This window comes from Hominenteromicrobium sp., assembly GCF_046974225.1.
In the GTDB taxonomy this organism is placed as follows: domain Bacteria; phylum Bacillota; class Clostridia; order Oscillospirales; family Acutalibacteraceae; genus Hominenteromicrobium; species Hominenteromicrobium mulieris.
In genome coordinates this window covers 263,594-287,660 of the sequence record NZ_JBKWAE010000001.1, presented here as the reverse complement: position 1 = coordinate 287,660, position 24,067 = coordinate 263,594, and the positions used below count along the sequence as shown (strand labels likewise).

Below are 24,067 nucleotides of genomic sequence, written 5' to 3'. Positions count from 1 at the left end.
TTTCTGCACCGATATATTCGGTGTAACAGACATCTTAAATCAATTTCAAGTTTAAAGAGTAAGAATAATGAAGCAAGGGCGCAGGACCTTTTGCGTCCTGCGCCCTGCATTCAGATCATTATTCAGGTTTCAGAAGAGCAATTAGCCTTCCGTGGTGCCCTTTGCGATCTCGAGTACGTTCGGGTTAGCATCCAGATAAGCCTTGAACTGGGTTCTGTACTCTTCCATGTACTTATCGAGGCCAGCAGCCTTCAGCTTCTCAATAGCAGCATCGATGTTGTCCTCATAGGAAACCATACCGACCTTAATCGGGTAGATGGAGGAGATGATCTCGGTCTGGAGGTTCGTCAGCTCACTGGTAACGTTAGAGGAATCAAAGATGAAACCTGCAGCCGGGGAAATGACGTAGTTGTCAGACTTGTAGGTCATGTAATCGACCTGCTCGTCCGGCGTATCGGTAGCATAAGCCATGTACGGCAGGTAGCCGGTCATCCAGGTATCCATGCTGTACAGAGGGTTGCCGTCGTCGCCCTTGACCTGCTCAATTCTGTGGTCGCCGGTCTTGGTATAGTGCGTGCCCTCAATGCCATAGTGGAAGAGGTCATGGTTCTCTTCGGAAGCATACAGCCAGTTGAGGAACTTGAGGCCGGATTCCGGATCCTCAGAAGTGGAAGAAATCGCATTCAGGTTCTGCACATAGGTGTAGATCATGTCCGGAATGTCGTCGCCAAAAGCTTCAACCCACTTGACTTCTGCGCCTTCAACACCGTTCTTCTGCATCGTAACACCCGTGTACGGGTCGAATGTCTGGGACGGAAGCATTGCGCCGTAATTAGCATCGTCGTACTGCTTCTGATGGTCGCGGTTCAAGATATCCGGGTCGATGAGACCGGCCTGATACATCTCGTAGTAGGTGTTTGCGTCCTTCTTGAATTCTTCGGACTCATAGAAGGAATCAACCGTGCCGTCCTGACGGATGAGGCAGATGCCGAGGGAGTTCTCAACATAGAACGGATAGGTATCATAGCTTCTGTGGAGCCAGTGCGCCGTATCCTGAACCTGATGGAACCAAGAATAAGCCTTCATACCGGTCTCGTTGAGGATCTCGTCCTGAGACTTCTTCATGAGGTCGATGATGCCTTCCGTCGTGTCCGGGAACTCGTCGTAGCCGACCTTCTCAGCGATGTCGGAACGGTAGTCCATGTAGGACATCGTGTTGTCGAAGGATCTCCAGTAGCACGGTACTGCGTACTCTTCGCCCTTGTAGAGGGTGCCCAGCCACTCGGTCTCAGAGAACTTGTTGTAGAGGTCCGGGTAGTTCTGGATGGAATCGTGGATGGAGGAGATAGCACCCATACCTGCGATAGCGGAAAGGTTCTTAACGTCCTGCATAACATGCAGCAGCTCGAACTCTTCACCGGTCGTCAGCATGAGGTTCAGCTTCTCAGCATAAGCATCCCACGGGATTCTTGTGACGGAAACCTCAATGTTTACGCCGTCTTCCTTCAGTTTCTCGTTGACAGCAGCCATACCGGTCTCATAGTCCGGGCAAAGTGTGCCCGGCTGTACAATACGCATCGGGTGAATGGTGCCGTCGTCCTCTGTTGCCGAAGATTCGTCAGATGTGGAAGCATCGGACGAAGTAGAAGCCTCAGAGGAAGCAGAAGATGTGCTGTCAGCACTGGAAGTGTCGTTGTTGCCGGAGCAACCTGCAAAAGCCGTAACAACCATTGCAGCTGCCAGAGCCATAGCCAGCAGTTTCTTCGTTGTCTTCATTTCTTACTTCAACTCCTTGAAAATTGATATATGTGTAACCGCCTTCCACGGTAAACACCGAATTAAAATGTTTGCGGGCAATTAACCCTTAACAGCGCCGACGACCATGCCCTTAACAAAGTACTTCTGTAAGAACGGATACAGAATGATGATTGGGCCCATGGTGATAACGGAGGTCGCCATCTTAAAGCTTTCCTTCGGCGGGTTTACGTTGACCGTAGCGCCGGCAGTAAGCTTGCTCAGTGCAGTAATCTGAGACTGAATCTTGAAGAGGAGCATCTGCAAAGAGTAGTACTTCTCATCATTCACGAGCATAACTGCGTTAAAGTAGTTGTTCCAGTAGCCAATGGCATAGAACAGAGCAATCGTAGCCAGAACCGGCATGCAAAGCGGGAAGTAAATGCCGAATGCAATCTTCACTTCGCCTGCGCCGTCGATCTTTGCGGATTCGTTCAGTTCAGCCGGGATACCGCGCACAAAGTTGCGCACAAGGAACATGTTAAAGGGATTGAACAACAGGCTCGGTACGATGAGTGCCCAGATGTTATCGTAGCAGTTCAATGTTTTACACATCATGTACCACGGAACAAGGCCCGCAGAGAAAACCATGGTGATGTAGAAGTAAAGGGACAGACCGTCTCTGTAACGGCAGGAACGGTTTGCAAGGGTGTAGCCTGCGCCGAATGTGATGAACGACGCAACGACGGTACCGACAACCGTTGCAATCGTCGTTACAAGATAGGACTGCGGAACGGATGAGGACGGCAGGAAGAGCATTTTATAGGCTGCAGCCGACCATTCGCTCGGCCAGAAAGAGTAACCGTTGATCGTAATCGATTTCTCACTGCTGAAAGAAACGATGATAACGAGAACAAACGGCAGGACGCATATCAGTGCGAACAGAGCAACGACGAGATAAATCAGAAATGTACCGACGTTCTCCCCCGTGCTGTGCTTGATTTTGTTGTTGGTGTTAGACGGCTTTGTCGCCGCCGCAACCGTGCTGTTCATGAGCTTGTCTCCTTTCCCTGTATCAGAACAGTGCGCCATCCGGGAACTTTCTTCTGACGATCCAGTTTGCTGTGAAGACCAGAATGAAGCCGACGATGGACTGATAGAGACCGATAGCCATGGAAAGGCTCGGATCACCTGTGTTCTTAAATGTACGGTAAACGTATGTATCAATAACTTCTGCAATCGGCATCAGCGAGCTGTTGTCGCGGATGATCGCATACAGCATACCGAAGTCGCCGTAGAAGATGCGGCCGACAGACATCAGGGTCATGATGCAGATGGTCGGTGCAAGCAGCGGGATCGTGATGTAAATGATACGCTTAAAGCGCGTAGCGCCGTCGATATAAGCTGCTTCGTAAAGGCCTTCGTCAATGCCGGTGATCGCTGCGAGGTAAACGATCGTGTTGTAGCCCGTGTTCTTCCAAATGTTGAGGATCAGAAGAATCGGGTACCAGTAGCCGGGGGTAGAATAATAATTGATGCGCGTACCCATCAGATTGTTGAGCAGGCCCGTCTCTGTACCAAGGATACCCTGCAGCATGTAGCTGACGATAACCCAGGAAATAAAGTACGGGAAAAGCATCATGGACTGAGAAACCTTAAGGAACTTCTTCGCCTTAACCTCATTGAGGACGATTGCCAAAACAACGGAGCAAACCGTACCGACGATGAGGAACAGGATGTTGATGACGAGCGTGTTGCGCGTAACGGTCCACGCCCAGCTGGACTTGAAGAAGTATTCGAAGTTTTTCAGACCGACAAACGGGCTAAAAACACCCGTCTTGTAGTTGAACTTCTCAAATGCAATTACGATGTACGGCAGTGTCAAATAAGAAAAGATGAAAGTGTAAACGACCGCGGGCAGCGCAAGCAGGTACAAAAACTTGTTTGTCCACAGCTCTTTAAAAGGATTCACTCTCTTCTTGCTGACATCAACCAAAGCTGACGCCTTACTCATGTTTGCGATCATCCTCTCCGAATAATGTGTCTCTTCTATATAATATAAGGAAGAGTTTTGTTCACCTCTGCACAGCCGCACATATAAAGTAAAGCTTATTTGCTTTATATTTATATATTGACTCTGCAAATGCGAACCCGGAATATCGCTATTCCTGCTGAAAACAAAGTGCCGACAAAACTTGGTGTTTGCCAAAGCGTGTCGTTTTGCAATCACAGCGCACCGGGCGCCCTCCCTCATGGGTCTTCCCGGAACCTCTGCCCCGTGCAGAGATACCGTTTTTGCAAACCGCTTGTTTGTTTTCGATGAACAAACTTTAACACGCTGTGAACGATTTGTAAAGTATTCTTTTTGCGATAAACTCCAAAATTTCAAAACAACTTTGTATTTTGGCAGTTTTAAGGCACTTCACAAATATCGCTTTTCTCCATTTTTTGAGAATCAAATCACTTTTTTCGGCTTTTCGTGATATGAAACTACGGTTTTTTACGATTTGAATCAATAATCTGATTTTTCGCTTGCGTTTAGTGCCGAAATCCGTTATCATAGAGTTATACGAAATCTAAATCGTGTTTTTCGTTCTCTTTTTGTATTTGGAGTGTTGTATTTTGTTTAAAAAAGTAAAAACCCGGCTGTTCAACCGGTACCTTTTCAGCATTTTCTGCGTGGTGGCCATAGCCGTTATACTCGTCACGCTTTTAATTTTCACCATCTACGCAAATTTGCAGATCAGCTCTGCGCGCACCTATTCTGTGCATCAGTTGGAGCAGGTCTGTCAGATGACGGACATGCTCTACAGCCAAATGCGCTCCGTTAATAATCAAATTTTACAGAACAGCAATACGAACCGTTGCCTCTCCTCCAATACCTTCAACCGACTCATCGAAGCCGATGCAGGCATCAAGTTGCGCGAAATCCAAACGGCGCAGAGCTATACGCGCTATGCTAGCCTTTATAACTCTGCCTCCAATCGTTTCGTCTCCAGCTCTACGGCAGATTTTCTCACGGATGACGATATTGCATACTATTATCGTAGATTGCCCGATAATCCCGGCGCCGATACCTGCCTTCTGCGCATGATCGGTGCAAACTACGCCACACAGCAGCTCAAGACCCGTTATGTCTATTCCTTCGTCTTCCGCGTACAGCTACGCAAAGGCGGCTCGCCCGACCTCATCATCGTAGACGTGGACGAAGATTATTTCAACGATTCCATATCGAACCTGCGCACCTCGAACGGCTTTCAGCAAGTCCTGCTTTTGAACCGTTACGGCGAGGTTTTCTCCACCAATATCGCTGAAGGTGATTCAGAAACCTTTACGCATGCAAAACCCGACAATACTATTGTCTCCGTGGAGGATTTCCCGGAGCTGACCGACAATTCCGGCTCCTTCTCCTACACCTGCGCTGACCATACCGAAGCGCTCGTCACCTACGCCAAGGCGTCTTCCTCCGGCTTTACGATCTTCAATATTGTGCCGTACTCGAATATTTACAGCGGTCTCCCCCAGCTCGCCATCATCACGTTACTCGCCGGTATTCTTGTGCTCTGCGTCGGCATGTTCATCTCGTTCCGCACCAGTGCAAAGCTCTCCGCGCCAATCGAAGTGCTCTACAGCAACTACGTCAAAAAGCCGTCGAACGACCATGCCGGCGATGAGCTCGACCAGCTCAGCAAGGCCTTTTCCGATATGTACATGAAAGCCGATAAGCTGGAGCAAGGCCTCATCTCCTCCTATTCCGATTCCAAAAAGCGCAACATTCAGCGACTTATGCACGGCGAGTATGGACAGATTCCGAATTACATCGAAGTATACCAAAGCTACGGCATCGACCTCACCGCGCCGTATTACACCATCGTCATTATCAGTGCAGCCTCCAAAGAGTTGCGCTTCGGCCCGGATGACCCAAACTATTTCATTTACAGCTACGCTCTCGAAAACCTCGCCACCGAAGTTTTGGGGCAGTTCGGCAGTGTCGTACCGTACCGCAATTCGCACAACTTTCTCGTGATGTTGCTCCCCCTGCAAAAGAACGCCTACCCGGAAAAGCTTGTGCCGGAGCTTGAGCGCGTGTGCGAGGTCATGCAGCGCGAGTTTGCCATGAACACCACCGTCTGCATCGGCACCATCGTGGAGACAGCCGTCAATATCAACCTCTGCTATGAGGCGACGAACATCGCACTGGAATATTCCGCCATCCGTAATCAGGGCAAAATTTTCTTCGCCTATGAGACCGGCCAGAATATCAATCTCAACTCATACCACAACAAGCTCCATATGAAGCTTGCCGAGCACATCCGCGCAAATGACCTCGATGCCTGCTCGCATGAGTTCGATCTCGCGCTTTCCTACATGTCAAACGTCAGCTTCAATACAGCCGTTGCGTATTTCAATCACGTCATGATGTCGCTGCTCGACGATTTCTCCACCACTTTCACGGATGACGACACCGCTTATCCCATCTTGATGGATAAACTGAATAAAATTGACCGTCAGCTACCGAACGTCTATATGCTGCGCAAGCGCTGCATGGAGTTCATCACCATTTTGGCACATCATCAAAGCATCAACCGCAAATACGGCAACGAGCTTGCCGCCGATGCCGCAAAGGAATACATCGACAAAAACTACGCAAATCCGGATCTTTCCCTGAAAATGCTCGCCGGCATGGCAGGCCTTTCCCCCGCCTACTTCGGCAAAATTTTCGCCACGCAGATCGGCTATTCGTTCAGTGATTACCTCAGCAACACCCGCATGAAAAAGGCCGAGCAGCTTCTGCGTGAAACTAAGCTGCCCATCAACCAAATCAGCGAAGCCATCGGCATTATGAACACGAATTATTTCTATTCTATCTTCAAGAAAAAGTATGGCATGACACCGCTCGCCTATCGCCGCACGCGTTCCGGCGAAGCGGAAGATACAAAATCCGAAGAACAGGACGAAACCACAGAGTAATTCACCCGGTTTTACGGACCGTTCACGAATTGTTAGCAGTTGATTTTCATAATTTTTCGGAAAATGAATTGATTTTTTGTGCATTTACGCTTATAATGTGTATAGAACTTTGAAAGGCGGCGAGCAAATGCGCATCCGTAAAAAACCACTTGGAGACAAAAACTTAGTCGGCGCACGTATTGAGAGCATTCGCCGCAATCGTGGCATGAAACAGAAAGAGCTGCTCGCGCAGCTGCAGGTGCGCGGTGTTGATATCAACGCCTCTGCCCTCTCTAAGTTAGAGGGTCAGCTTCGCACCGTCACGGATATCGAGCTTTTAGCCTTCGCCGAAATTTTAGACGTCGATGTCTTCTGGCTCCTTACCGGCACATCCCAACAGATCTAAAGCCAAAACCGGGTAGCACACCGCACGGCAGCTTACCCGGTTTTTTAGCTTTTTATCGTTTGTTTATTTCTATCTCCCCTGCACCGTAAAATGCGTCCTATACAAAAACTCCCGGAGAGCACACGGCTTTCCGGGAATTTCATTCTGTAATAGAAACGTTTGCTTAAAAGCAGCTCGGGTCAGATTACTTTTTGCTCTTCTCGCCCTTATGCACAGCCCACATGGTGTACAGCGGAGCCGCAATGCACAGCGAGGAATAGCAACCGACAATCGTGCCGACCATCATCGGCAGTGCAAAGCTCTGTACAGAGCTGATGCCGTAAACCGCCGCAACAATGTAGATGACAAGCAGCGCCATGAAGGTGGTCAGAGATGTCAGAATAGAACGCGTCATTGTCTGATTGAGGCTCTTGTTGACGATAGCCGGCAGTGCATCCGGGCTCTTCGTCGGGGAGAGCTTGCGGTTCTCACGAATACGGTCGTAAATGACGATGGTATCGTTCAGCGAGTAGCCGAGGATTGTCAAGATAACAGCGATGAAAATATCGTTGATTGAGAAACCGAAAATCACAAATGCGAAATACACAAGCAGCACGTCATGCACAAGTGCGATGAGCGCCGTAACACCGGCGGAAAGACCGCCGATTTTCTTAAAGCGCAGTGCAATGTAAACGAGCAGGATCACGAACGTGATAAGCAAGCAAACAAGGCACTTCTGGAAGAACTTCGCGCCCATGGTCGGGTCAACGGAGCTCGATTCCACCACGTTGAACGTGCGGTCGGCATACGCGTCGGATAGGGACTGCGCGATTGCCTGCTGTTCATCGAGCGTCACAGCTTCGTTGCCCGCAAAGGACAGCGTCACTTGGTTCGCGTCCGTGCCGAACGTCTTACTCAATGCAACGGAAACGTCGCGGCCGGTCTCTTCTTTTACGAGGGACGCGATTTCATCCGTATCGACTTCGCCGTCTACGGAATACTTAATCATTGCACCGCCGACGAACTGAATGTCCATCTTCGTGCCACGAATGAAATTGAAAATCAAGCCGATGACCATCAGGCCAATCGAGATGCCGAACAGGATTTTTCTGTTCTTATAGAAATCAAAATCAAACTTTTTCATTACTTATCCGCACCTCCAAACAGCCATTTCTTACGGAGCGGCTTGAAGCCGGAAAGCGATTTGATCATCAGACGAGAGCAGAACACACCCATGATGAAGTTGCCGATTACGCCGACGAGCAAAGTGTAGCCGAAGGAGTAGATCGCACCGGTCGTGGATTCGCCGAAAATCTTAGAGAGAATGTTAGACGGACCGAACACGCCGATGAGCATGATGGCAACGATCAAAATCGTGATGTTGCCGTCGATGATCGACCAAAGGCTGTTGGAGCAGCCCTTCTGAATGGCGCCGTCCAGCGTTTTGCCGGTGCCGAGTTCTTCCTTAATACGGCTCGCGGTGATGATGTTCGCATCCACGCCCACGCCGATGGAAAGGATAATGCCCGCAAGACCCGGCAGGGTCATCGTAAAGCTGTTCACAAACGGGAAGTAGCCGGAGATCGCCGCAAAGGTAATGGCCAGCTGGCCCACAAGGGACAGTACCGCCGCAACGCCAGGAATCTTGAACATCACGATCATGAATACAGCGATGAGCGCAAAGGCGATCACGCCGGCCATGACCATAGCGTCCAGAGACTTCATGCCAAGCGTCGGGTTCACGGTGCTGAAGTTCGAGGTCTGCAAAGCAAACGGCAGTGCGCCGCCCTGGATCTTCGCAGCAAGCTCAGAAGCCGTAGCCGCCGTAAAGTTGCCGGTGATGGAAGCCTTGCCGTCCGTGATGACCGCGTTAACGGTCGGGGCGGAGATCATGATGTCGTCCATCCAAATGGAGATCGTCTTGCCCTTCAGGCGCTCGGTCGCCTCTGCAAACTTCTGTGCGCCTTCATCGGAAAGCGTCAGGGAGATCGCATAGTCGTAGCTGCCGGAGGTGGAGTTCTCCTGCATGACCGGCTTTGCCTCGGTCACGTCGCTGCCTTCCAGAATAATTGTATCGGCCGTAGTGCCCGTCGGTGTCTGGTAAACCGGGTTGCCCTCGCCGTCCACGGTCTGGGTCTCGTATGACTTGCCCTCGCGGAATGTCAGCAGCGCCGTTGCGGAAATTTCTTCAATCGCCTTCTCCGGGTCAAAGTCCGATTCGCCGCTCTTCCACGGGAAACGAACAATGATCTTGTCGTTGGCTTCGTCGGTGTAAATCTCGTAGTCCGTAATGCTCTTCGAGACCATACGCAGCTCAATGATTGCCTTTGCCGCTTCAAGCTGCTCTGCGGTCGCCTCCACGCCTTCAGCCGGGCTGAAGGTCGCTTCCACGCCGCCGCGGATATCAATACCCCATCTTATATCGCCGGCGCCCTTGATCCATGTGTTCTTCGTGTCACCGTTCTGCGTGTAAACGCCGAAGACCGATGTGTATGTAAGCGCAAGGATCAGAGCCGCGATGATAAAAAACACAGGTTTTTTCACGCGCTTCATCTAATTGTTTCCTCCAATGGATAAAACCGCCGTTTTATCCGTTTACTTTTAAAATGTCCGTCATGTAAAGCAGGGTGGCAAGAACCACCCTGCAAATCTACACCTGACGATTTAAATTATTCCTCAGAAGCGTCCTCGCCCTGGTCTTCGAGCAGAGCACGGATGGAGAGGGAAACTCTCTTCTTGTCGAAATCGATGTCGGTAATCTTCACCTTAACAACGTCGCCAACCTTCAGAACGTCCTGCGGCTTCTCGATTCTTCTGTCCGCGATCTGAGAGATGTGGATGAGACCGTCGATGCCCGGGAGAATCTTAGCAAATGCGCCGAACGTGGTCATGCCGACAACGGTAGCGTCGCAAACCGTGCCAACCGGATACTCGTTCTTGAGAATCTCCCACGGATTGTCTTCCTTCTTCTTGTAGCCAAGGGAGATCTTGCCGTTCTCACGGTCAAGGCTCTTGACATAAACCTGAACGGTGTCGCCGACAGAGACAACTTCGCTCGGGTGCTTGATGCGGTTCCAGGAGAGCTCGGAAATGTGGATCATGCCGTCCACGCCGCCAAGGTCAACGAATGCACCGAAGTTCGTGAGGGACTTAACGGTACCCGTAAACTCCTGACCCTCTTCAACAGACTCCCAGAACTTAGCCTGTGCTGCCTTTCTCTGCTCGCGGAGCACGGAACGGATGGAACCGACCGCACGGCGGCGCTGACGGTTGACTTCGATGATGCGGAACTGAACGTCCTGACCCTTCAGAGCCTCAAGATCGTCACCGCGGTTTGCTACAGCCTGAGAAGCCGGGATGAAGACGCGGATGCCGTTATACAGAACGATCACGCCGCCCTTAACAACTTCTGTGACCTTGCCGGTGAGAATTTCTTCAGCGTCCATAGCCGCTGCAATGTCTTCCCAGCCCTTGATGGCATCGATGCGCTTCTTGGAGAGCATGATGGTGCCTTCCTGGTCGTTCGTCTTCATGATGAGCAGATCCATCTCGTCGCCGATCTTTACAAGATCTTCCGGCTTCGCGTTCGGATCGTTGCTAAGCTCGTTAGCCGGGATGTAGCCGGCCTGCTTTCTACCGACGTCAACATACACTTCGGTGGGAGAAATGCTTACAACTACACCGTGCACCTTTTCGTCTGTATTTAAGCTCTTGAGTGATTCCTCAAGCATCTCCTCAAAATTAAGCTCATTTGTTTCAATTTTGTCTGTCATGGTAACAAGTACCTCCTTTATTATGCTTGCCGGTGTTGAAGCACCGGCAGTTATGCCGATATTCATTTTGCCCTTTACAGGCAGGGCTGCAAGCTCCGCCGCCGTCTCAATGAGATACGTCTGCGCATACGGTTCACAGACCTCCTTGAGCTTCGCCGTATTCGAGCTGTGACGCCCGCCGATGACGAGCATCAAGTCGCTTTCACGCGCAAGCTCGCGTGCTTCGCGCTGACGATTTGTTGTAGCCTTACATATTGTATCAAAAACTGAAGCGTTTGTACATACCTTTTTTACGAAATCCAAACATTTTTCCCATTCTTCTACGTTAAAAGTGGTCTGTTCACAGAAAAGAAGGGGCATTTCGGCAAGTTCAGGCTCATTTTTGAATAAATTTTCGAGTTCTTCGCGCGTTTTGAAGGTACGGTACGGCGTTTTGCAGCAACCGAGTATGCCCTCCACCTCCGGGTGTTTGGCATCGCCGGCCAGCATCACGCGCCTGCCCTCGCGCTCTCCGTCGGAAACAAGGCGGTGAATCTTCTGCACATACGGGCACGTCGCGTCCTTGTAATCGACACCGAGCACTTTCAGTTTTTCGATGACCTCCGGCGGTACACCGTGAGAGCGGATGACAACCGTCTCCCCCGCTTTCGCGTCCTCGGGCGCATCTATAATGCGCACGCCTTTGCGGCCGAGCTCCTCCACAAGCTGCGGGTTATGGATGATCGGCCCGAGCGTGCAGACGGTTTTGTCCTCGTCAAGCAATTTGTAAACGGTCTCCACCGCGCGGTTCACACCAAAGCAGAATCCCGCTGTTTTCGCCACGCGGATCATACTTTCTTCCACCTGTTCTCCATAATATCGAGACCTTCCTCGCGCAGCTTCTGCACCTCGGCAAAAATATTGCGCGAAACACGGCGGTAAATCATACCGGAATCTTCGGTCAGGCCCATGTCCTCAAACCGGATTGGTTTGCCGATATTGATGACCATTTTCTTAAACACCTTCGGGGGCTTGCCGCCCTCGCCCACAATCGCCACAGGCAAAATCGTACAGTGCGTCTTGTACGCCAGCATTACCATACCCATTTTCGGGTTCAAAAGCTCGCCGGTCTTCGAGCGCGTACCCTCCGGGAACATGCACACGACCTTTTCTTCCTCCAAAAGGTCAATCGCCGTCTGAATGCCCTGTGCCCCGCCCGTGCCGCGGGAGATTGGGAACGCGCCGAGACTCTTCAAAAATCCGCCGATGAGCTTGTTTTCAAAAAGCTCGGTCTTCGCCATATAGTGTAATTGTCGTTTCGGTATTGCGCAGCCAAGGTAAATCGGGTCGCCCATCGTCACGTGGTTAGAGCAAACGAGCAGCTTGCCGGTAAGCGGCATGTTCTCTCTGCCTATAATACGGTACGGGTGCAGAATTTTAAAGAAAAACAGCATCACGTACTTTGCAAGGAAATACCACCAGGAAAGGTGTTCCTTCGGCTTCCTATTTTCAGCCATGCTTCACGCCCGTCCTTTCTTCCACGATCTCCAGCAGGCGGTTCACCGTGCCGTCAAAATCCAGCTCGCTGTTGTCAAGCAAAATGCTGTCCTCCGCTGCCTTAGATTGCTTTTCGTCCTGCTTGTCGCGGCGAATAACGTTCGCAAGCGTTTCTTCATAGCTCACGTCCACGCCTTTTTCCTTGAGCTCCTTGTAGCGGCGCTCGGCGCGTACCTCGGGCGAAGCCGTCAGAAAAATTTTCACCTGTGCGTTCGGCAAAATCGTCGTGCCGATGTCTCGGCCGTCCATGATGACGTTGTACTTTTTCGCCATATCCACCTGCGCGGAGAACAGAAACTTACGCACCGCCGGTACGGAAGCACACGCAGAGGCCGCCATAGAGACCTCCGGCGTGCGGATAAGGCCGGATACATCCTCGCCGTTTAAAATGACGTGCTGCACGCCGTCTTCGTATTTCAGATCGACCTGAATGTCCCGGAGCTTCGGCTCCACCGCTTCTGCGTCTGCAGGGTCAACCTCACTGCGCAGCAGGTAAAGCCCCACCGTGCGGTACAGCGCGCCCGTGTCCACATAAACAAAGCCGAGCGCCTTTGCAGCCGCTTTCGCCACGCTGCTTTTACCTGCGCCGGCAGGTCCGTCAATCGCTATTGCATACATAATATAACTTCCTTATATATAATGATAGTTTACAGATTTTCGCCCGCCGCGTGTCCCGTTGCAAAGGCGATCTGCAGGTTAAAGCCGCCCGTGTACGCGTCCACGTCCAGAATTTCCCCCGCAAAGTACAAGCCCGGAATTAATTTGGACTGCATCGTCTTCGGGTCGACTTCCTTTACGGAAACGCCGCCCGCCGTCACAATCGCGCCGGAAAGCGGTGCAAAGCCGGAAATCTCCACCGTAAAGTGCTTTAAGACATCCAAAAGCACCGCACGCTGCTCGCGCGTGATGGTGTTGCACTTCTCTTCCGGCGGAATGCCCGACCGCCGCACGACAACCGGGATCATCTTTTGCGGCAATAATTCATCGAGCGAATTGCTGAAATTGCGGTTCTTGTTTTTCTCTAAATCGCGTAAAAGGCGCTGGTCAAGCTGTTCCGGAGTGAGCGCCGGCTTTAAGTCGAGCGTCACTGTGTATCTGCCGGGCGCCATATGGCGCATGTGCGCGCTCGCACTCAAAATCGTCGGGCCGGAAAGCCCAAAGTGCGTGAACAGCAGCTCACCGAAGTCCGTGTAGACCGGCTTCTTTTTCTTTTCATTGTCCGTCACGGTCACACCGCAGTTGCGCAGAGAAAGCCCCTGCATCGCCGGGCAATCCTCGTCATCAGAGGTCAGCGCCACCAAAGACGGACGCATAGGAATAATGGTGTGCCCCAGCTTTTCCGCCAGCCGCGCGCCGTCGCCGTTCGAGCCCGTGCCGGGGTACGAAGCGCCGCCGCACGCCAAAAGCACACTGGGGGCCTCAAACACATCGTTTTCCGTGCGCACGCCGATGACGCTGCCGTTTTCGGTCAGCACCTCTTTCACATTGCCCTGCCGAATTTCCACGCGGCACTTTTTCAGCTTCTTCCAAAGCGCGTCCGCAATGTCGTGTGCATTGTCCGAGACCGGGAACACGCGGTTGCCGCGCTCCGTTTTCAGCGGCACGCCAAGCCCCTCAAAAAAGTCCATCGTGTCCTGCGGGGTGAAATGATTCACCGCCCCGTACAAAAACCGGCCGTTGCCGGGCGTGGATTCAATCACCGTGCGCGGCTCGCAGTTGTTCGTTACGTTGCAGCGGCCCTTGCCTGTAATACGGATCTTCCGCCCAAGCTGTGCGTTCTTTTCTAATAATAAGACGTGCTTGCCGCGTTCCGCCGCCGTGATCGCCGCCATCATGCCCGCAGCGCCGCCGCCGACTACGACTGCATCAAACATTACGTTCCTCGTCGGTCTTGTCTTCGACCTTCTCGTACACGCCGTACTCGTCCCAAATGGTCTCCAGGTTTAAGAGTGTATTCGCCACTTCGTCTTTCTTTTTAATGGCCACCGTCACAATAAGCGCGTTGATAAGCGCCATCGGGCCCACAAGCGAATCGACAAATGATACCATGTCGCTCTTTGCAAGCAGCACATGCTCCGCATACTTCGTCAGCGGAGAAAGCGTGCTGTCCGTAATGGCCACAACCGTCGCACCGCGGTCGGAAGCGTATTTCAGCGCCTTCACTGCTTTTTTGGAGTACCGCGGGAAGCTGATGCCGACAAGCGCGTCTCCCTCGCCGATGTGCACCATCTGTTGCAAAATCTGCGCTTCGCTCGTCGCGCTGATAAGCTGTACGGAATCGAACACCAAGGAGAAGTAGTACGAGAGGAACGTCGCAATGGCAAGCGAGCTGCCTGCACCGATGATATAAACCTTCTTTACCTTCACGAGTGCATCGGCCGCACGGTAAAACTCCTCATGTGAAATGGACTCCTTCGTGCGGCGGATAATGTCGATGTCCTGATCCATCGAGCTGTCAAGCAGGCGGTCAAGCGGAATGTTCGTCGAGGTCATTTCAAGGCGTTGCACGCTCGTCATGCGGTTGCGGATCATCTCCTGCATCGCCTGCTGAAGCGCCGGATAGCCGGAGTATCCGATCTCCGTCGCAAAGCGCACCACGGTCGATTCGCTCACACCGACCGTCGCGCCAAGCTTCGAGGCCGTCATAAACGCCACCTTGTCGTAGTGCTCCTCAATATACTTCGCGATCAACCTCTGACCTTTGGAAAACGATCTCGCATTTTGCTTAATGCGATTCGTAAGCTGGATATTCATGGGTGATTTCCTTTCTTTACGTTTCCTGACAGGAAATTTTACAGCACGAGTCGCCGCTTCCTGCAAAATTTCCTCCGTGCAGACGCGGCCGCATACCTGCCCCTACGGACAGGGCACACGTATACACAGTATCATAATGTTTATTTTAGCCGATATTCCTGCAAAAATCAAGGGATATTTTCGCTGTTTTCTATGAATTTCAAACCGTTTTTGCAGGAAATGCATCCTTTCATGCAAAGGTATATCCGTGCAGCACGGATATCACTCTCCATTCTTTGTCTTCCTTTACAAAAGAAGCTTGCATTTTCTTTCGTTTTGTTGTATCCTTATTCCGATTATTAACCGTTTAATTATGTTGATTTCCCACAACAGAATAAACGCACCCGTCTTTTGGAGGTCTTTTATGGAAAGTAAAACGCTCATTTCGTCCATTCGTGAAAATATCAGCAAGGTCATGGTCGGTTCCGAAGAAACGATCAACCTCTTGCTCACCGCGCTCATTGCCGAGGGTCACGTGCTCATCGAAGATGTGCCCGGCATGGGCAAAACCGTGCTCGCAAAGTCACTTGCAAAGTCCGTCAGTCTGGAGTTTAACCGCATCCAGTTCACGCCCGACCTGCTTCCCAGCGACGTCACGGGCCTCAACTACTTCGACCAGAAAGCAAACGATTTCGTTTTCAGCCCCGGCCCGGCATTCTGCAACCTGCTCCTCGCCGATGAGATCAACCGCGCCACACCGCGCACGCAGTCGAGCCTGCTCGAGTGCATGGGCGAGCGCCAGATCACCGTGGACGGCGTCACCCGTCCGCTTTCGGCGCCGTTTTTCGTCATCGCCACGCAGAATCCCATCGAAACGCTCGGCACCTATCCCCTGCCGGAAGCCCAGCTCGACCGCTTTTTAATGCGCATTTCCATGGCCTCTCCCACAAAAGAGCAGGAGCGCGCCATCTTGCAGCGCTTTATGAAGGAAGAGCCGCTCGAAACGCTGCAAAGCGTCTGCACGCGTGAGGATATTCTCGCGCTGCAAAAGCAGGCAAAGGAGATTTACATTCACCCCGTCCTGCTCGATTACATGATCGACCTCGTGCAGGCCACGCGCAGTTGGCCGAATATCGATATGGGCGTCAGCCCGCGCGGCAGCCTTGCGCTCGTCCGTGCCGTGCGCGCTTACGCCTTGGTGCGCGGCGGCGCATACGTCGTGCCGGAAGACATCAAGACCGTCGCCGTGCCGGTGCTCGCCCACCGTTTGCAGCTCAGCGGCTCCGTCGGCTCCACCGATGCCCAGAAAAAGGCCATGACCGATGTGCTCTCCTCCGTCGCCCTGCCGACTGAGGACTGGTCAAAGTAATGTGGGCGCTCCTTCTGCTCCCGATCGTTTTGCTCGTCCTCTATTTTGCACAGCGCCTTTTGTTCCGCCGCCTGTGGGACGAAAACCTCACCGTACAGATATCCTTTGACCGCGATTACATTTTCTGCGGCGAAGAAGCGAATCTCGTCGAAACGATCGTGAACAACAAATACCTGCCGCTCCCCGTTTTGGAGGTCGGCTTCGATATGAGCCGCTGGGTGGTGTTTCAGGACGAAGAAAACTCCACCGTCAGCGATATGACCTACCGCCGCGACGTGTTCACAGCGTCCGTGCGCCAGCGCATCACGCGTACACTACCTGTCCGCGGCAAAAAGCGCGGCTATTACCGCATCGCGTCCACCACGGTCACGTCCTACGATTTTCTGATGACCGAAAAGCAGGTGGCGCATTTCCCGCAGGAAACGGAGTTCTACGTCCTGCCCGCGCACATTTCCGCAAGCCACATCCGCATTCCGTACAGCAAGATCATGGGTCTGCTCGTCAGCCGTCGGCGTGTGTACGACGACCCGTTCGAGTTTGCCGGCATCCGCGATTACCGCCGCAGCGACCCCATGAAATACATCAACTGGAAGGCTTCCGCGCGCGGCGGCACGCTGCTCGTCAATCAGCACGATTCCACGCTGTCCCAAAAGGTCACTGTCCTGCTCGACTGCACCGGCATCGGCAGCGCCGTGACGGATGCGTTAAACGAAACCGCCATCTCCATCGCCGCCGAACTCGCGGAGCGCATGCTCGCAGACGGCATCTCGGTCTCCGTCATCTCAAACGGCATAGACACCGTAGACGGCAAAATGCTCTCCACGGGCGAGCTCACCGGCCGCAACACCGCACTTTACCTGCGCCGCCGGCTCGCAAGATTGGAATGCCGCAACGACCTCACCCCCATGCCGCAACTTCTCCGCACCCTGCACGACGGCGCACACGGCAGCGACCTCTACGTGCTCATCTCCAAGGAGCAAAAGCTGCCCGTTCTGCCGGATTTGGAAGCCTTAACGGAAGGCAGTGACGCCATCTGGATCCTGCCGGAAGACCGCAACATGCCGGAGCGCTACAAACTCACGGAGACCTCAAAATCCGTCGAAATCGTCCGCTGGGAAGTTTAACGGGAGGGGACAAAATGAAAATTTTCAAAAAGCAAATTCCCGTCCGCCACATTTTATACGTCGTGCTCGGCTGGCTGCACGCCACCATGCTGTGTGTGCCGCTTTACGCGCTCGTTTTAAATTTTGTCTCGGAGGGCATGACAAAAGACGTCATCCTGCAAAACATCCTGCGGGGATTTTTGATTCTCGCTCCCATCGCACTCAGCTGGTTCGCAATAAAATGCCTGCGCCGCATCTTTTTCTACATTCTCGCAAGCATCGGCATCACGGTACTCACCGGCTTCCTGTTCGATTCCGTTCTCATGGCTGTCGTCGCGCTGTTCATCTGCTTCATGCGGCTTTACGGCCGCCTGCACGGCGAAAGCTATTCTCTGTTTGACCACGCCGGCTATGCGGGTCTTGCCGTGTTCGCCGTGCCGTTCCTGTGCTCTGTCTTCACCGACCGCGCCGATTTGATTTTCCAGCCCGTCTCCCTCGTTTTCGCGGCCGTTTACTTCGTGCTGTGCCTCACGCAGCGCGGTATCCGCCGTATCGATGATTACATCGACGTCAACGCCGCCATGCAGAATATGCCCGCACGCCGCATCGTGCGCATCACCTGTGCTCTTTTGGCCGCCGCAGCCGTGTTCTGTACCGCCGTTTTGCTGCCGCCGCTGCTCACAAACGACATCGGCTACCGCTACACCCCGCGCGAGGCGACCCACGCCGAATACACCCCGCCCGAGCAGACCGAAACGTCCTCCGGCGGCAATATGCCGCTTGACGAGATGATACCCGCCGCAGAGCCGAGCCCCGTGCTCGTCCTCATCATGAAAATTCTCGAGTACATCGTGCTCATCGCGCTCGCGGGCGGCCTCATCTTCGGCGTTATTTACGGCTGCATCCGCATCTCACGCGGGTTTAAAACCTCGTTTGTCGATCGGCGCGACCTTGTGGAAAACCTGCCCGAGGACGAACGCACCACCGTGCGGGAACGCGCCCAAAAGCGCGACCGTCCCGGCTTCCTTGACCGCTCCCCGACCGCTGCGGTGCGCCGCAAATACCGCAAAACGCTGCTGCACGCCGCAAAAGAGCCGCCCGCGCGCTGGATGTCCCCCGCCGAAGCGGAAGCCCACGCGAAGCTCCAAAACGATGCCCTGCACATCGTCTACGAAAAAGCCCGGTACAGCGAAAAAGGCTGTACAAAAGACGACCTCACCGCAATATAAGCTGTACAAAGCGAACAGCCCATGGCACACGGAAAACCGCAGCCATGGGCTGTTTTATTTTATATATTTCTGTACAAGCGGGTGCAGTCTGCGAATGTACAGGACGATCAGTCCGTTCATCGAGTAATCGTACAGTACAAACACCACATTCAGCATCACCGCCAAAATCGGGATGGACCATTTGCCGAACACTTCCATTTCGGAAAGCGGGATCTGCAAAACCCAAACCGCCATCGTCGTTTCCAGCGCCATCGCCAGATTAAACACGCCGAATTTTGCAAGCACACGCAAAGGCTTACGCTTAATGCGCATCAAAAGTCCGTACAGCGTCGGGTAGTAACCGAAAAATAAAATGTAAAACAAAATCGCTTCTCTGTCCGGTGTCAGCAAAATCGCCAACACACTCACAACACAATACACCGCAAAGCCGTAGCGCACATTTGTCTCCGCCACAATGGCAATCGTCAAACAGCCCGCCAATGCAGGCAGTGCAATCGTCGCAATGGGCACAATGCCAGTCATCAGCATCAGCACCACGGAAAGCGCAGAAACCACACCGCACAGCGCGACCTTCGCCGCTTTAGAGCGCATGAAAACGCCCCCCTTAGCAGCAGGGGATCAGGTCGCCGCCCATGCACTCGCAACAGCAGTCCGCGCAAATCAGACCGTTGCAGATGTCACAGGCGTTGCACCCACCCGCATTGTTCATGTTCATATTCGGATTGTAGCCGCCGTAAACGCCGCTGCGCTGGTTCATGGCCTGGTTCAGCGCCGCCTGATACTCCGGGTTTCCCGGGTCCATCTGGCACGCGCGCGTAAAGTGCTCCTTCGCTTCCTCCAGCCAGCCGCGACGGTATAAAACCGTACCTTTTAAGAAATACCACTCGGCGTTACGGCTTTCCACCGGCACGCCGTTTAAGATCTGCTCCGCGTCTGCAATGCGCCCCGCCATAATGAAACGGCGTACATCGTTAAAGCCGGAGGCACTGCTGCCACCCGCATACCCGGCGTTATAACCCGCATTGTACGTGTTATAGTTGTTGTAGCCGTAACTGTTATTGTTCGCACCGCGGTTTTTGCGCTGCGAAACAATGGTGTCGTACGCCTCATTGATCTCTTTCATCTTCTCGCCCGCAAGCTCGGAGAGCGGGCTGTCGCCGTATTGATCCGGGTGGTACTTTTTTGCAAGCTTTCTGTATGCGTCTTTAATTTCTTCATCCGTCGCCGAGGGCGACACCCCGAGGACCTTATACGGATCAGTCATGTCGTTTCTCCTTCTTTATATGCAGGAAAAGGATCTCCCTTTGCATTTCCGGGAGCCCTTTTTCAAAAATATTCTCCAAAATTCGGGTAAATTTGCCGCTCGGCAATAGGTTCACCGCCGGCAGCAGCCGTGCAAGCGAGCCGTTTAATACCGCATTGCACTCTTCGTCGGCCCTTTTGCGTTCTTCGGGCAATAAATGTAACCCGCGCGAGCTTTCCAGTCCCAGCTTTTGAATAAACGGGTTGAATTTCTGCTGTAAAAGGTCATCCGTAAGGTCGTCCGCTGCATCCATAATGTAGATCCAGCGCCCGAGGAAATACCCCACCTCGCTCAAAACGGCCTTTTCGCCCGCATTGCTGCCAAGCTCCGCGCAGATCGTCTGCAGCATCTCCGCCGTCGGCGCACTGCATCGGTCAATGGAAATTTCCTTCGCGTGTTCGGCATCGGCCTGGTCGTCCATCATTTTCTGCACGGCGTCCGCCATAAACGGATAATCATTGCTCGCCTTTTTCATCGCGCGTCGCGCAAATAAGCGCAGAACGCGTGCGCCGAACGCTTTCAGCCCGTCTTCATCCGCGGCGGTATCGCGCAACTTGTGCACCGTCATAATGATGCTCAGTGCCGCTGCCTTATGGAACGCCTCTTCGGCAAACACATCCTCGTTCGCGGGGCACACATACGTGCACTTTTTCATCGGGTTGCAGCAGCATCGCTTTTTCTCCGCCTTTACATCGGCATCGCGCTGATTTAGTGCCAGCATCGCATACAGCGTGCAGTCGTAGCTCAGCGTCAGCCGCATCGGAAAACCGTAATATTTTCCGAGCGCCCGGCAAAGCTGACAGTAAACGCCTTTATATGCGTCGTATTCTTTCACGAGCATCTCGCCCTTGAACGGACGCACATAGCCAAACATACCGCAAACCTCTCCTTTCCGTTCTTCATTCTACCCGATTTACACGCAAATGTGTTGAACAAAATGTAAATATGAACCGCCCGCACCCCTGAAAGACGCAAAATTTCCGGCTTTATATCTTGGACAGATTCTTTTTCCGTGTCAATCCGTTTAAAGCCGCAAAAACGCCGCGCACCCGAAAACCGGGCCCGCAGCGTCATACGTCACTTTGAATTTGTCAGGCTTTCTGCTCCGCCCTGCGCTTTTTGTCACGCTCCAGCATCATTTTGATATACTCGCCGGTGTAGGAACCCTTCGTTGCCGCCACTTGCTCCGGTGTGCCCTCCGCGATGATCATGCCGCCCTTGTCGCCGCCCTCAGGACCGAGGTCGATGATATGGTCGGCCGTCTTGATGAGGTCGAGGTTGTGCTCGATGACGATGACCGTGTTGCCGCCGTCCACGAGCTTTTGTAAAACCTCCACAAGCTTGTGCACGTCCGCAATGTGCAGACCGGTCGTCGGCTCGTCGAGAATATACACCGTCTTGCCGGTCGGTCGTCGGCTCAGCTCCGTTGCAAGCTTCACGCGCTGCGCCTCGCCGCCCGAAAGCGTCGTTGCCGGCTGACCGATCTTGATGTACCCCAGTCCCACGTCGCACAGCGTGCGCAGCTTGCGCGCGATTTTCGGGTGGTCCTTGAAGAACGCAAGGCCCTCCTCCACCGTCATTTCCAGCACGTCGTAAATGCTTTTGCCTTTGTATTTCACTTCCAGCGTCTCACGGTTGTAGCGCTTGCCCTTGCATACATCGCACGCAACGTAAACGTCGGGCAAAAAGTGCATCTCGATTTTAATAATGCCATCGCCCTGGCACGCCTCGCAGCGGCCGCCCTTAATGTTGAACGAAAAGCGTCCGGAGGTAAAACCGTGCATTTTCGCTTCCGGCGTGCTGGCGTACAGCTCGCGGATATCCGTAAACACACCCGTATACGTCGCCGGGTTTGAGCGCGGTGTACGGCCGATCGGTGACTGGTTGATCTGAATGACCTTGTCGAGGTTCTCCATGCCGCGAATTTCCTTATGCTTGCCCGGCACCGTGCGCGCGCCGTTCAGCTCGCCCGCCAAACGTTTATACAGCACCTCGTTGATGAGCGACGATTTGCCCGAGCCCGAAACACCCGTGATGCACACGAGCTTGCCGAGCGGAATGTCCACCGTCACGTTTTTCAGGTTGTTCTGCTGCGCGCCGACAATGGTGATTTTTTTGCCGTTTCCTTCGCGTCTGGTCTGCGGCACGGGGATGAACCGCTGCCCGCTCAAATACTGGCCGGTGATGGACTCCGGGCACTTCAAAATACCCTGCACGTCGCCGCTGTAAATCACGTTGCCGCCGTGAATGCCCGCGCCGGGGCCGATGTCCACAATGTAGTCGGCCGCAAGCATTGTGTCCTCGTCGTGCTCCACGACAATGACCGTATTGCCAAGGTCGCGCAGACGCATCAAGGTCGATAACAGCTTGTGGTTGTCGCGCTGGTGCAGGCCGATGCTCGGCTCATCGAGGATATACAAAACGCCCATGAGAGACGAGCCGATGTTCGTCGCCAAGCGAATACGCTGGCTTTCACCGCCGGAAAGCGTCGCCGCCGCACGGGAAAGCGTCAGATATTCGAGACCCACGTTGCGCAAAAAGCCGAGGCGTGAACGAATTTCCTTCAAAACCGCCGCCGCGATCATCTCTTCGCGCGGGGTCAGCGTCAACGTATCGAGGAACGCCAGCGCGTCCACAACGGAAAGGTCGCAAAAATCACTGATATTCTTATCGCCCACCGTCACGGCAAGACTCTCCTTGGAAAGACGCTTGCCGCCGCATGCGTCGCACGGCACCGCACTCATGTACGACTCGATTTCCTCCTTGATCCACGAGGAGGACGTGTCGCGAAAACGGCGCTCAAGATTGTTGATGATGCCCTCAAACTCTGTCTCATACGTGCCGCGGCCGTACTCGCTTTTGCGGTGCACCTTAATCTTCTCGCCCTTCGTGCCGTAAAGCAGAATGTCTACAAGCTCCGGTGAGAGGTCGCGGATCGGCGTATCAAGCGAAAAATGGTAGTGCTCTGCGAGCGCTTCCATGTACATCGTCGCAATGGTGCTGCCCTCCATCGCCCAACCGCTGCCCTTCAAACCGCCCTTACGAATCGATAAGCGGTCGTCCGGGATGATGAGTGCCGGATCAATGCGCATGAAAACGCCGAGACCCGTGCACTTCGGGCACGCGCCCGCAGGGTTATTGAACGAGAACATGCGCGGCGAAAGTTCCTCCATGCTGACGCCGTGCTCCGGGCAAGCGTAGTTTTGAGAGAACAGCGTATCCTCGCCGTCCACCACGTTTACGATAACAAGCCCGCCGGAAAGTCCTGTCGCCGTCTCTACGGAATCCGCCAAGCGCGAGCGAATGTCCGGCTTGATGACAAGACGGTCAACGACAATTTCAATGTTGTGCTTCTTATTCTTCTCAAGCTTGATGCTCTCGGAAAGGTCATAAATGATGCCGTCAGCACGCACACGGACAAAGCCGCCCTTGCGCGCCGCCTCAAACTCCTTTTGGTGCTCGCCTTTCCTGCCGCGCACCACCGGCGCCAAAACCTGAATTTTCGTGCGCTCCGGCATCTCCATCACCCGGTCGACAATCTGGTCGACGGTCTGCTGGCGGATCTCTCTGCCGCAGACCGGGCAGTGCGGCACACCGATGCGCGCGTACAAAAGGCGCAGATAATCGTAAATTTCCGTCACCGTGCCTACCGTGGAACGCGGGTTTTTGGAGGTTGTTTTCTGGTCGATGGAAATGGCCGGCGAAAGACCGTCAATGTTATCGACATCCGGCTTTTCCATCTGCCCGAGGAACATACGGGCATAGCTTGAAAGCGACTCTACATAGCGGCGCTGGCCCTCGGCGTAGATGGTATCGAACGCCAAAGAGGACTTGCCGGAGCCGGAAAGTCCCGTCAGCACGACCAGTCGATCACGCGGCAGCTTTACATTGATATTTTTTAAGTTGTGTTCTCTTGCACCGGTCACGGTGATGTACTTTGAACTCATTTCGG

The 24,067-nt window shown here is 53.3% G+C and carries 19 protein-coding genes; 5 read left to right on the top strand and 14 right to left on the bottom strand.

The features are described 5' to 3' along the window. Positions 1–141: 141 nt before the first annotated feature. From ACLTX1_RS01415 to ACLTX1_RS01405, 3 genes are all read right to left on the bottom strand, one after another. A complete protein-coding gene (locus ACLTX1_RS01415; RefSeq protein ID WP_412330363.1) occupies positions 142–1,776 on the bottom strand; it encodes an ABC transporter substrate-binding protein in 1,635 nt (544 codons plus the stop codon). 81 nt (positions 1,777–1,857) lie between these two features. Next, a complete protein-coding gene (locus ACLTX1_RS01410) occupies positions 1,858–2,787 on the bottom strand; it encodes a carbohydrate ABC transporter permease (RefSeq protein WP_412330362.1) in 930 nt (309 codons plus the stop codon). A gap of 22 nt (positions 2,788–2,809) precedes the next feature. Next, on the bottom strand, positions 2,810–3,748 hold the full coding sequence (locus tag ACLTX1_RS01405; RefSeq protein ID WP_308449591.1) for an ABC transporter permease: 939 nt from the start codon (positions 3,746–3,748) through the stop codon (positions 2,810–2,812). Between the two features lie 608 nt (positions 3,749–4,356). Between ACLTX1_RS01405 and ACLTX1_RS01400 the strand changes: the two genes are divergently transcribed. After that, positions 4,357–6,705, top strand: a complete 2,349-nt coding sequence (locus ACLTX1_RS01400; RefSeq protein WP_412330361.1) for a helix-turn-helix domain-containing protein — start codon at positions 4,357–4,359, stop codon at positions 6,703–6,705. Between the two features lie 127 nt (positions 6,706–6,832). Next, positions 6,833–7,090, top strand: coding sequence for a helix-turn-helix domain-containing protein (locus ACLTX1_RS01395; protein WP_412330360.1), 258 nt, complete (start codon positions 6,833–6,835; stop codon positions 7,088–7,090). 184 nt (positions 7,091–7,274) lie between these two features. On the opposite strand, the gene secF is transcribed toward ACLTX1_RS01395, so the two are convergent. From secF to ACLTX1_RS01360, 7 genes are all read right to left on the bottom strand, one after another. Next, positions 7,275–8,213 carry a protein translocase subunit SecF gene (gene secF / locus ACLTX1_RS01390; RefSeq protein WP_176820463.1) on the bottom strand — a complete coding sequence of 313 codons (939 nt, stop codon included), beginning with the start codon at positions 8,211–8,213 and terminating at the stop codon, positions 7,275–7,277. Then, positions 8,213–9,622 (bottom strand): preprotein translocase subunit SecD, encoded by a 1,410-nt coding sequence (gene secD / locus ACLTX1_RS01385; RefSeq protein WP_412330359.1) that lies wholly within the window; start codon positions 9,620–9,622, stop codon positions 8,213–8,215. Before secD ends, secF begins: the two co-directional genes overlap by 1 nt. 116 nt (positions 9,623–9,738) lie before the next feature. After that, positions 9,739–11,673 carry a bifunctional 4-hydroxy-3-methylbut-2-enyl diphosphate reductase/30S ribosomal protein S1 gene (locus ACLTX1_RS01380; RefSeq protein WP_316519199.1) on the bottom strand — a complete coding sequence of 645 codons (1,935 nt, stop codon included), beginning with the start codon at positions 11,671–11,673 and terminating at the stop codon, positions 9,739–9,741. Next, on the bottom strand, positions 11,670–12,338 hold the full coding sequence (locus tag ACLTX1_RS01375; protein WP_308449585.1) for a lysophospholipid acyltransferase family protein: 669 nt from the start codon (positions 12,336–12,338) through the stop codon (positions 11,670–11,672). Before ACLTX1_RS01375 ends, ACLTX1_RS01380 begins: the two co-directional genes overlap by 4 nt. After that, the gene (gene cmk / locus ACLTX1_RS01370) at positions 12,331–12,996 is read right to left on the bottom strand and encodes a (d)CMP kinase (protein ID WP_308449584.1); all 666 of its coding nucleotides are present in this window, start codon (positions 12,994–12,996) and stop codon (positions 12,331–12,333) included. Before cmk ends, ACLTX1_RS01375 begins: the two co-directional genes overlap by 8 nt. Before the next feature lie 29 nt (positions 12,997–13,025). Further along, a complete protein-coding gene (locus ACLTX1_RS01365) occupies positions 13,026–14,252 on the bottom strand; it encodes an NAD(P)/FAD-dependent oxidoreductase (RefSeq protein WP_308449583.1) in 1,227 nt (408 codons plus the stop codon). Continuing rightward, on the bottom strand, positions 14,245–15,132 hold the full coding sequence (locus tag ACLTX1_RS01360) for a MurR/RpiR family transcriptional regulator (protein ID WP_176820457.1): 888 nt from the start codon (positions 15,130–15,132) through the stop codon (positions 14,245–14,247). Before ACLTX1_RS01360 ends, ACLTX1_RS01365 begins: the two co-directional genes overlap by 8 nt. 403 nt (positions 15,133–15,535) lie before the next feature. Here ACLTX1_RS01360 and ACLTX1_RS01355 point away from each other — a divergent pair, with 403 nt between their 5' ends. Genes ACLTX1_RS01355 through ACLTX1_RS01345 form a run of 3 tightly spaced genes read left to right on the top strand, consistent with a single transcriptional unit; the run spans position 15,536 to position 18,812 of the window. Continuing rightward, a complete protein-coding gene (locus ACLTX1_RS01355; RefSeq protein WP_308449582.1) occupies positions 15,536–16,480 on the top strand; it encodes a MoxR family ATPase in 945 nt (314 codons plus the stop codon). After that, positions 16,480–17,604: a DUF58 domain-containing protein gene (locus ACLTX1_RS01350; RefSeq protein WP_308449581.1), complete on the top strand. Its 1,125-nt coding sequence runs from the start codon at positions 16,480–16,482 to the stop codon at positions 17,602–17,604. Before ACLTX1_RS01355 ends, ACLTX1_RS01350 begins: the two co-directional genes overlap by 1 nt. 14 nt (positions 17,605–17,618) lie before the next feature. After that, complete coding sequence (locus tag ACLTX1_RS01345; RefSeq protein WP_308449580.1) at positions 17,619–18,812, top strand: hypothetical protein; 1,194 nt, start codon at positions 17,619–17,621, stop codon at positions 18,810–18,812. A gap of 54 nt (positions 18,813–18,866) precedes the next feature. Here the strand turns inward: ACLTX1_RS01345 and ACLTX1_RS01340 are convergent, their stop codons facing one another. From ACLTX1_RS01340 to uvrA, 4 genes are all read right to left on the bottom strand, one after another. Then, positions 18,867–19,403 carry a hypothetical protein gene (locus ACLTX1_RS01340; RefSeq protein WP_308449579.1) on the bottom strand — a complete coding sequence of 179 codons (537 nt, stop codon included), beginning with the start codon at positions 19,401–19,403 and terminating at the stop codon, positions 18,867–18,869. A gap of 13 nt (positions 19,404–19,416) precedes the next feature. Continuing rightward, a complete protein-coding gene (locus tag ACLTX1_RS01335; RefSeq protein ID WP_308449578.1) occupies positions 19,417–20,076 on the bottom strand; it encodes a J domain-containing protein in 660 nt (219 codons plus the stop codon). Continuing rightward, a complete protein-coding gene (locus tag ACLTX1_RS01330; protein ID WP_308449577.1) occupies positions 20,069–20,989 on the bottom strand; it encodes a DUF5685 family protein in 921 nt (306 codons plus the stop codon). Before ACLTX1_RS01330 ends, ACLTX1_RS01335 begins: the two co-directional genes overlap by 8 nt. Positions 20,990–21,206: 217 nt before the next feature. After that, positions 21,207–24,062, bottom strand: coding sequence for an excinuclease ABC subunit UvrA (gene uvrA, locus ACLTX1_RS01325; RefSeq protein ID WP_412330358.1), 2,856 nt, complete (start codon positions 24,060–24,062; stop codon positions 21,207–21,209). Positions 24,063–24,067 lie beyond the last annotated feature (5 nt).

Coding starts and splice junctions, on each gene's coding strand:
- ACLTX1_RS01415 (WP_412330363.1), bottom strand. CDS start 1,776: ATGAAGACAACGAAGAAACTGCTGGCTATGGCTCTGGCAGCTGCAATG.
- ACLTX1_RS01410 (WP_412330362.1), bottom strand. CDS start 2,787: ATGAACAGCACGGTTGCGGCGGCGACAAAGCCGTCTAACACCAACAAC.
- ACLTX1_RS01405 (WP_308449591.1), bottom strand. CDS start 3,748: ATGAGTAAGGCGTCAGCTTTGGTTGATGTCAGCAAGAAGAGAGTGAAT.
- ACLTX1_RS01395 (WP_412330360.1), top strand. CDS start 6,833: ATGCGCATCCGTAAAAAACCACTTGGAGACAAAAACTTAGTCGGCGCA.
- secF (WP_176820463.1), bottom strand. CDS start 8,213: ATGAAAAAGTTTGATTTTGATTTCTATAAGAACAGAAAAATCCTGTTC.
- secD (WP_412330359.1), bottom strand. CDS start 9,622: ATGAAGCGCGTGAAAAAACCTGTGTTTTTTATCATCGCGGCTCTGATC.
- ACLTX1_RS01380 (WP_316519199.1), bottom strand. CDS start 11,673: ATGATCCGCGTGGCGAAAACAGCGGGATTCTGCTTTGGTGTGAACCGC.
- ACLTX1_RS01375 (WP_308449585.1), bottom strand. CDS start 12,338: ATGGCTGAAAATAGGAAGCCGAAGGAACACCTTTCCTGGTGGTATTTC.
- cmk (WP_308449584.1), bottom strand. CDS start 12,996: ATGTATGCAATAGCGATTGACGGACCTGCCGGCGCAGGTAAAAGCAGC.
- ACLTX1_RS01365 (WP_308449583.1), bottom strand. CDS start 14,252: ATGTTTGATGCAGTCGTAGTCGGCGGCGGCGCTGCGGGCATGATGGCG.
- ACLTX1_RS01360 (WP_176820457.1), bottom strand. CDS start 15,132: ATGAATATCCAGCTTACGAATCGCATTAAGCAAAATGCGAGATCGTTT.
- ACLTX1_RS01355 (WP_308449582.1), top strand. CDS start 15,536: ATGGAAAGTAAAACGCTCATTTCGTCCATTCGTGAAAATATCAGCAAG.
- ACLTX1_RS01350 (WP_308449581.1), top strand. CDS start 16,480: ATGTGGGCGCTCCTTCTGCTCCCGATCGTTTTGCTCGTCCTCTATTTT.
- ACLTX1_RS01345 (WP_308449580.1), top strand. CDS start 17,619: ATGAAAATTTTCAAAAAGCAAATTCCCGTCCGCCACATTTTATACGTC.
- ACLTX1_RS01340 (WP_308449579.1), bottom strand. CDS start 19,403: ATGCGCTCTAAAGCGGCGAAGGTCGCGCTGTGCGGTGTGGTTTCTGCG.
- ACLTX1_RS01335 (WP_308449578.1), bottom strand. CDS start 20,076: ATGACTGATCCGTATAAGGTCCTCGGGGTGTCGCCCTCGGCGACGGAT.
- ACLTX1_RS01330 (WP_308449577.1), bottom strand. CDS start 20,989: ATGTTTGGCTATGTGCGTCCGTTCAAGGGCGAGATGCTCGTGAAAGAA.
- uvrA (WP_412330358.1), bottom strand. CDS start 24,062: ATGAGTTCAAAGTACATCACCGTGACCGGTGCAAGAGAACACAACTTA.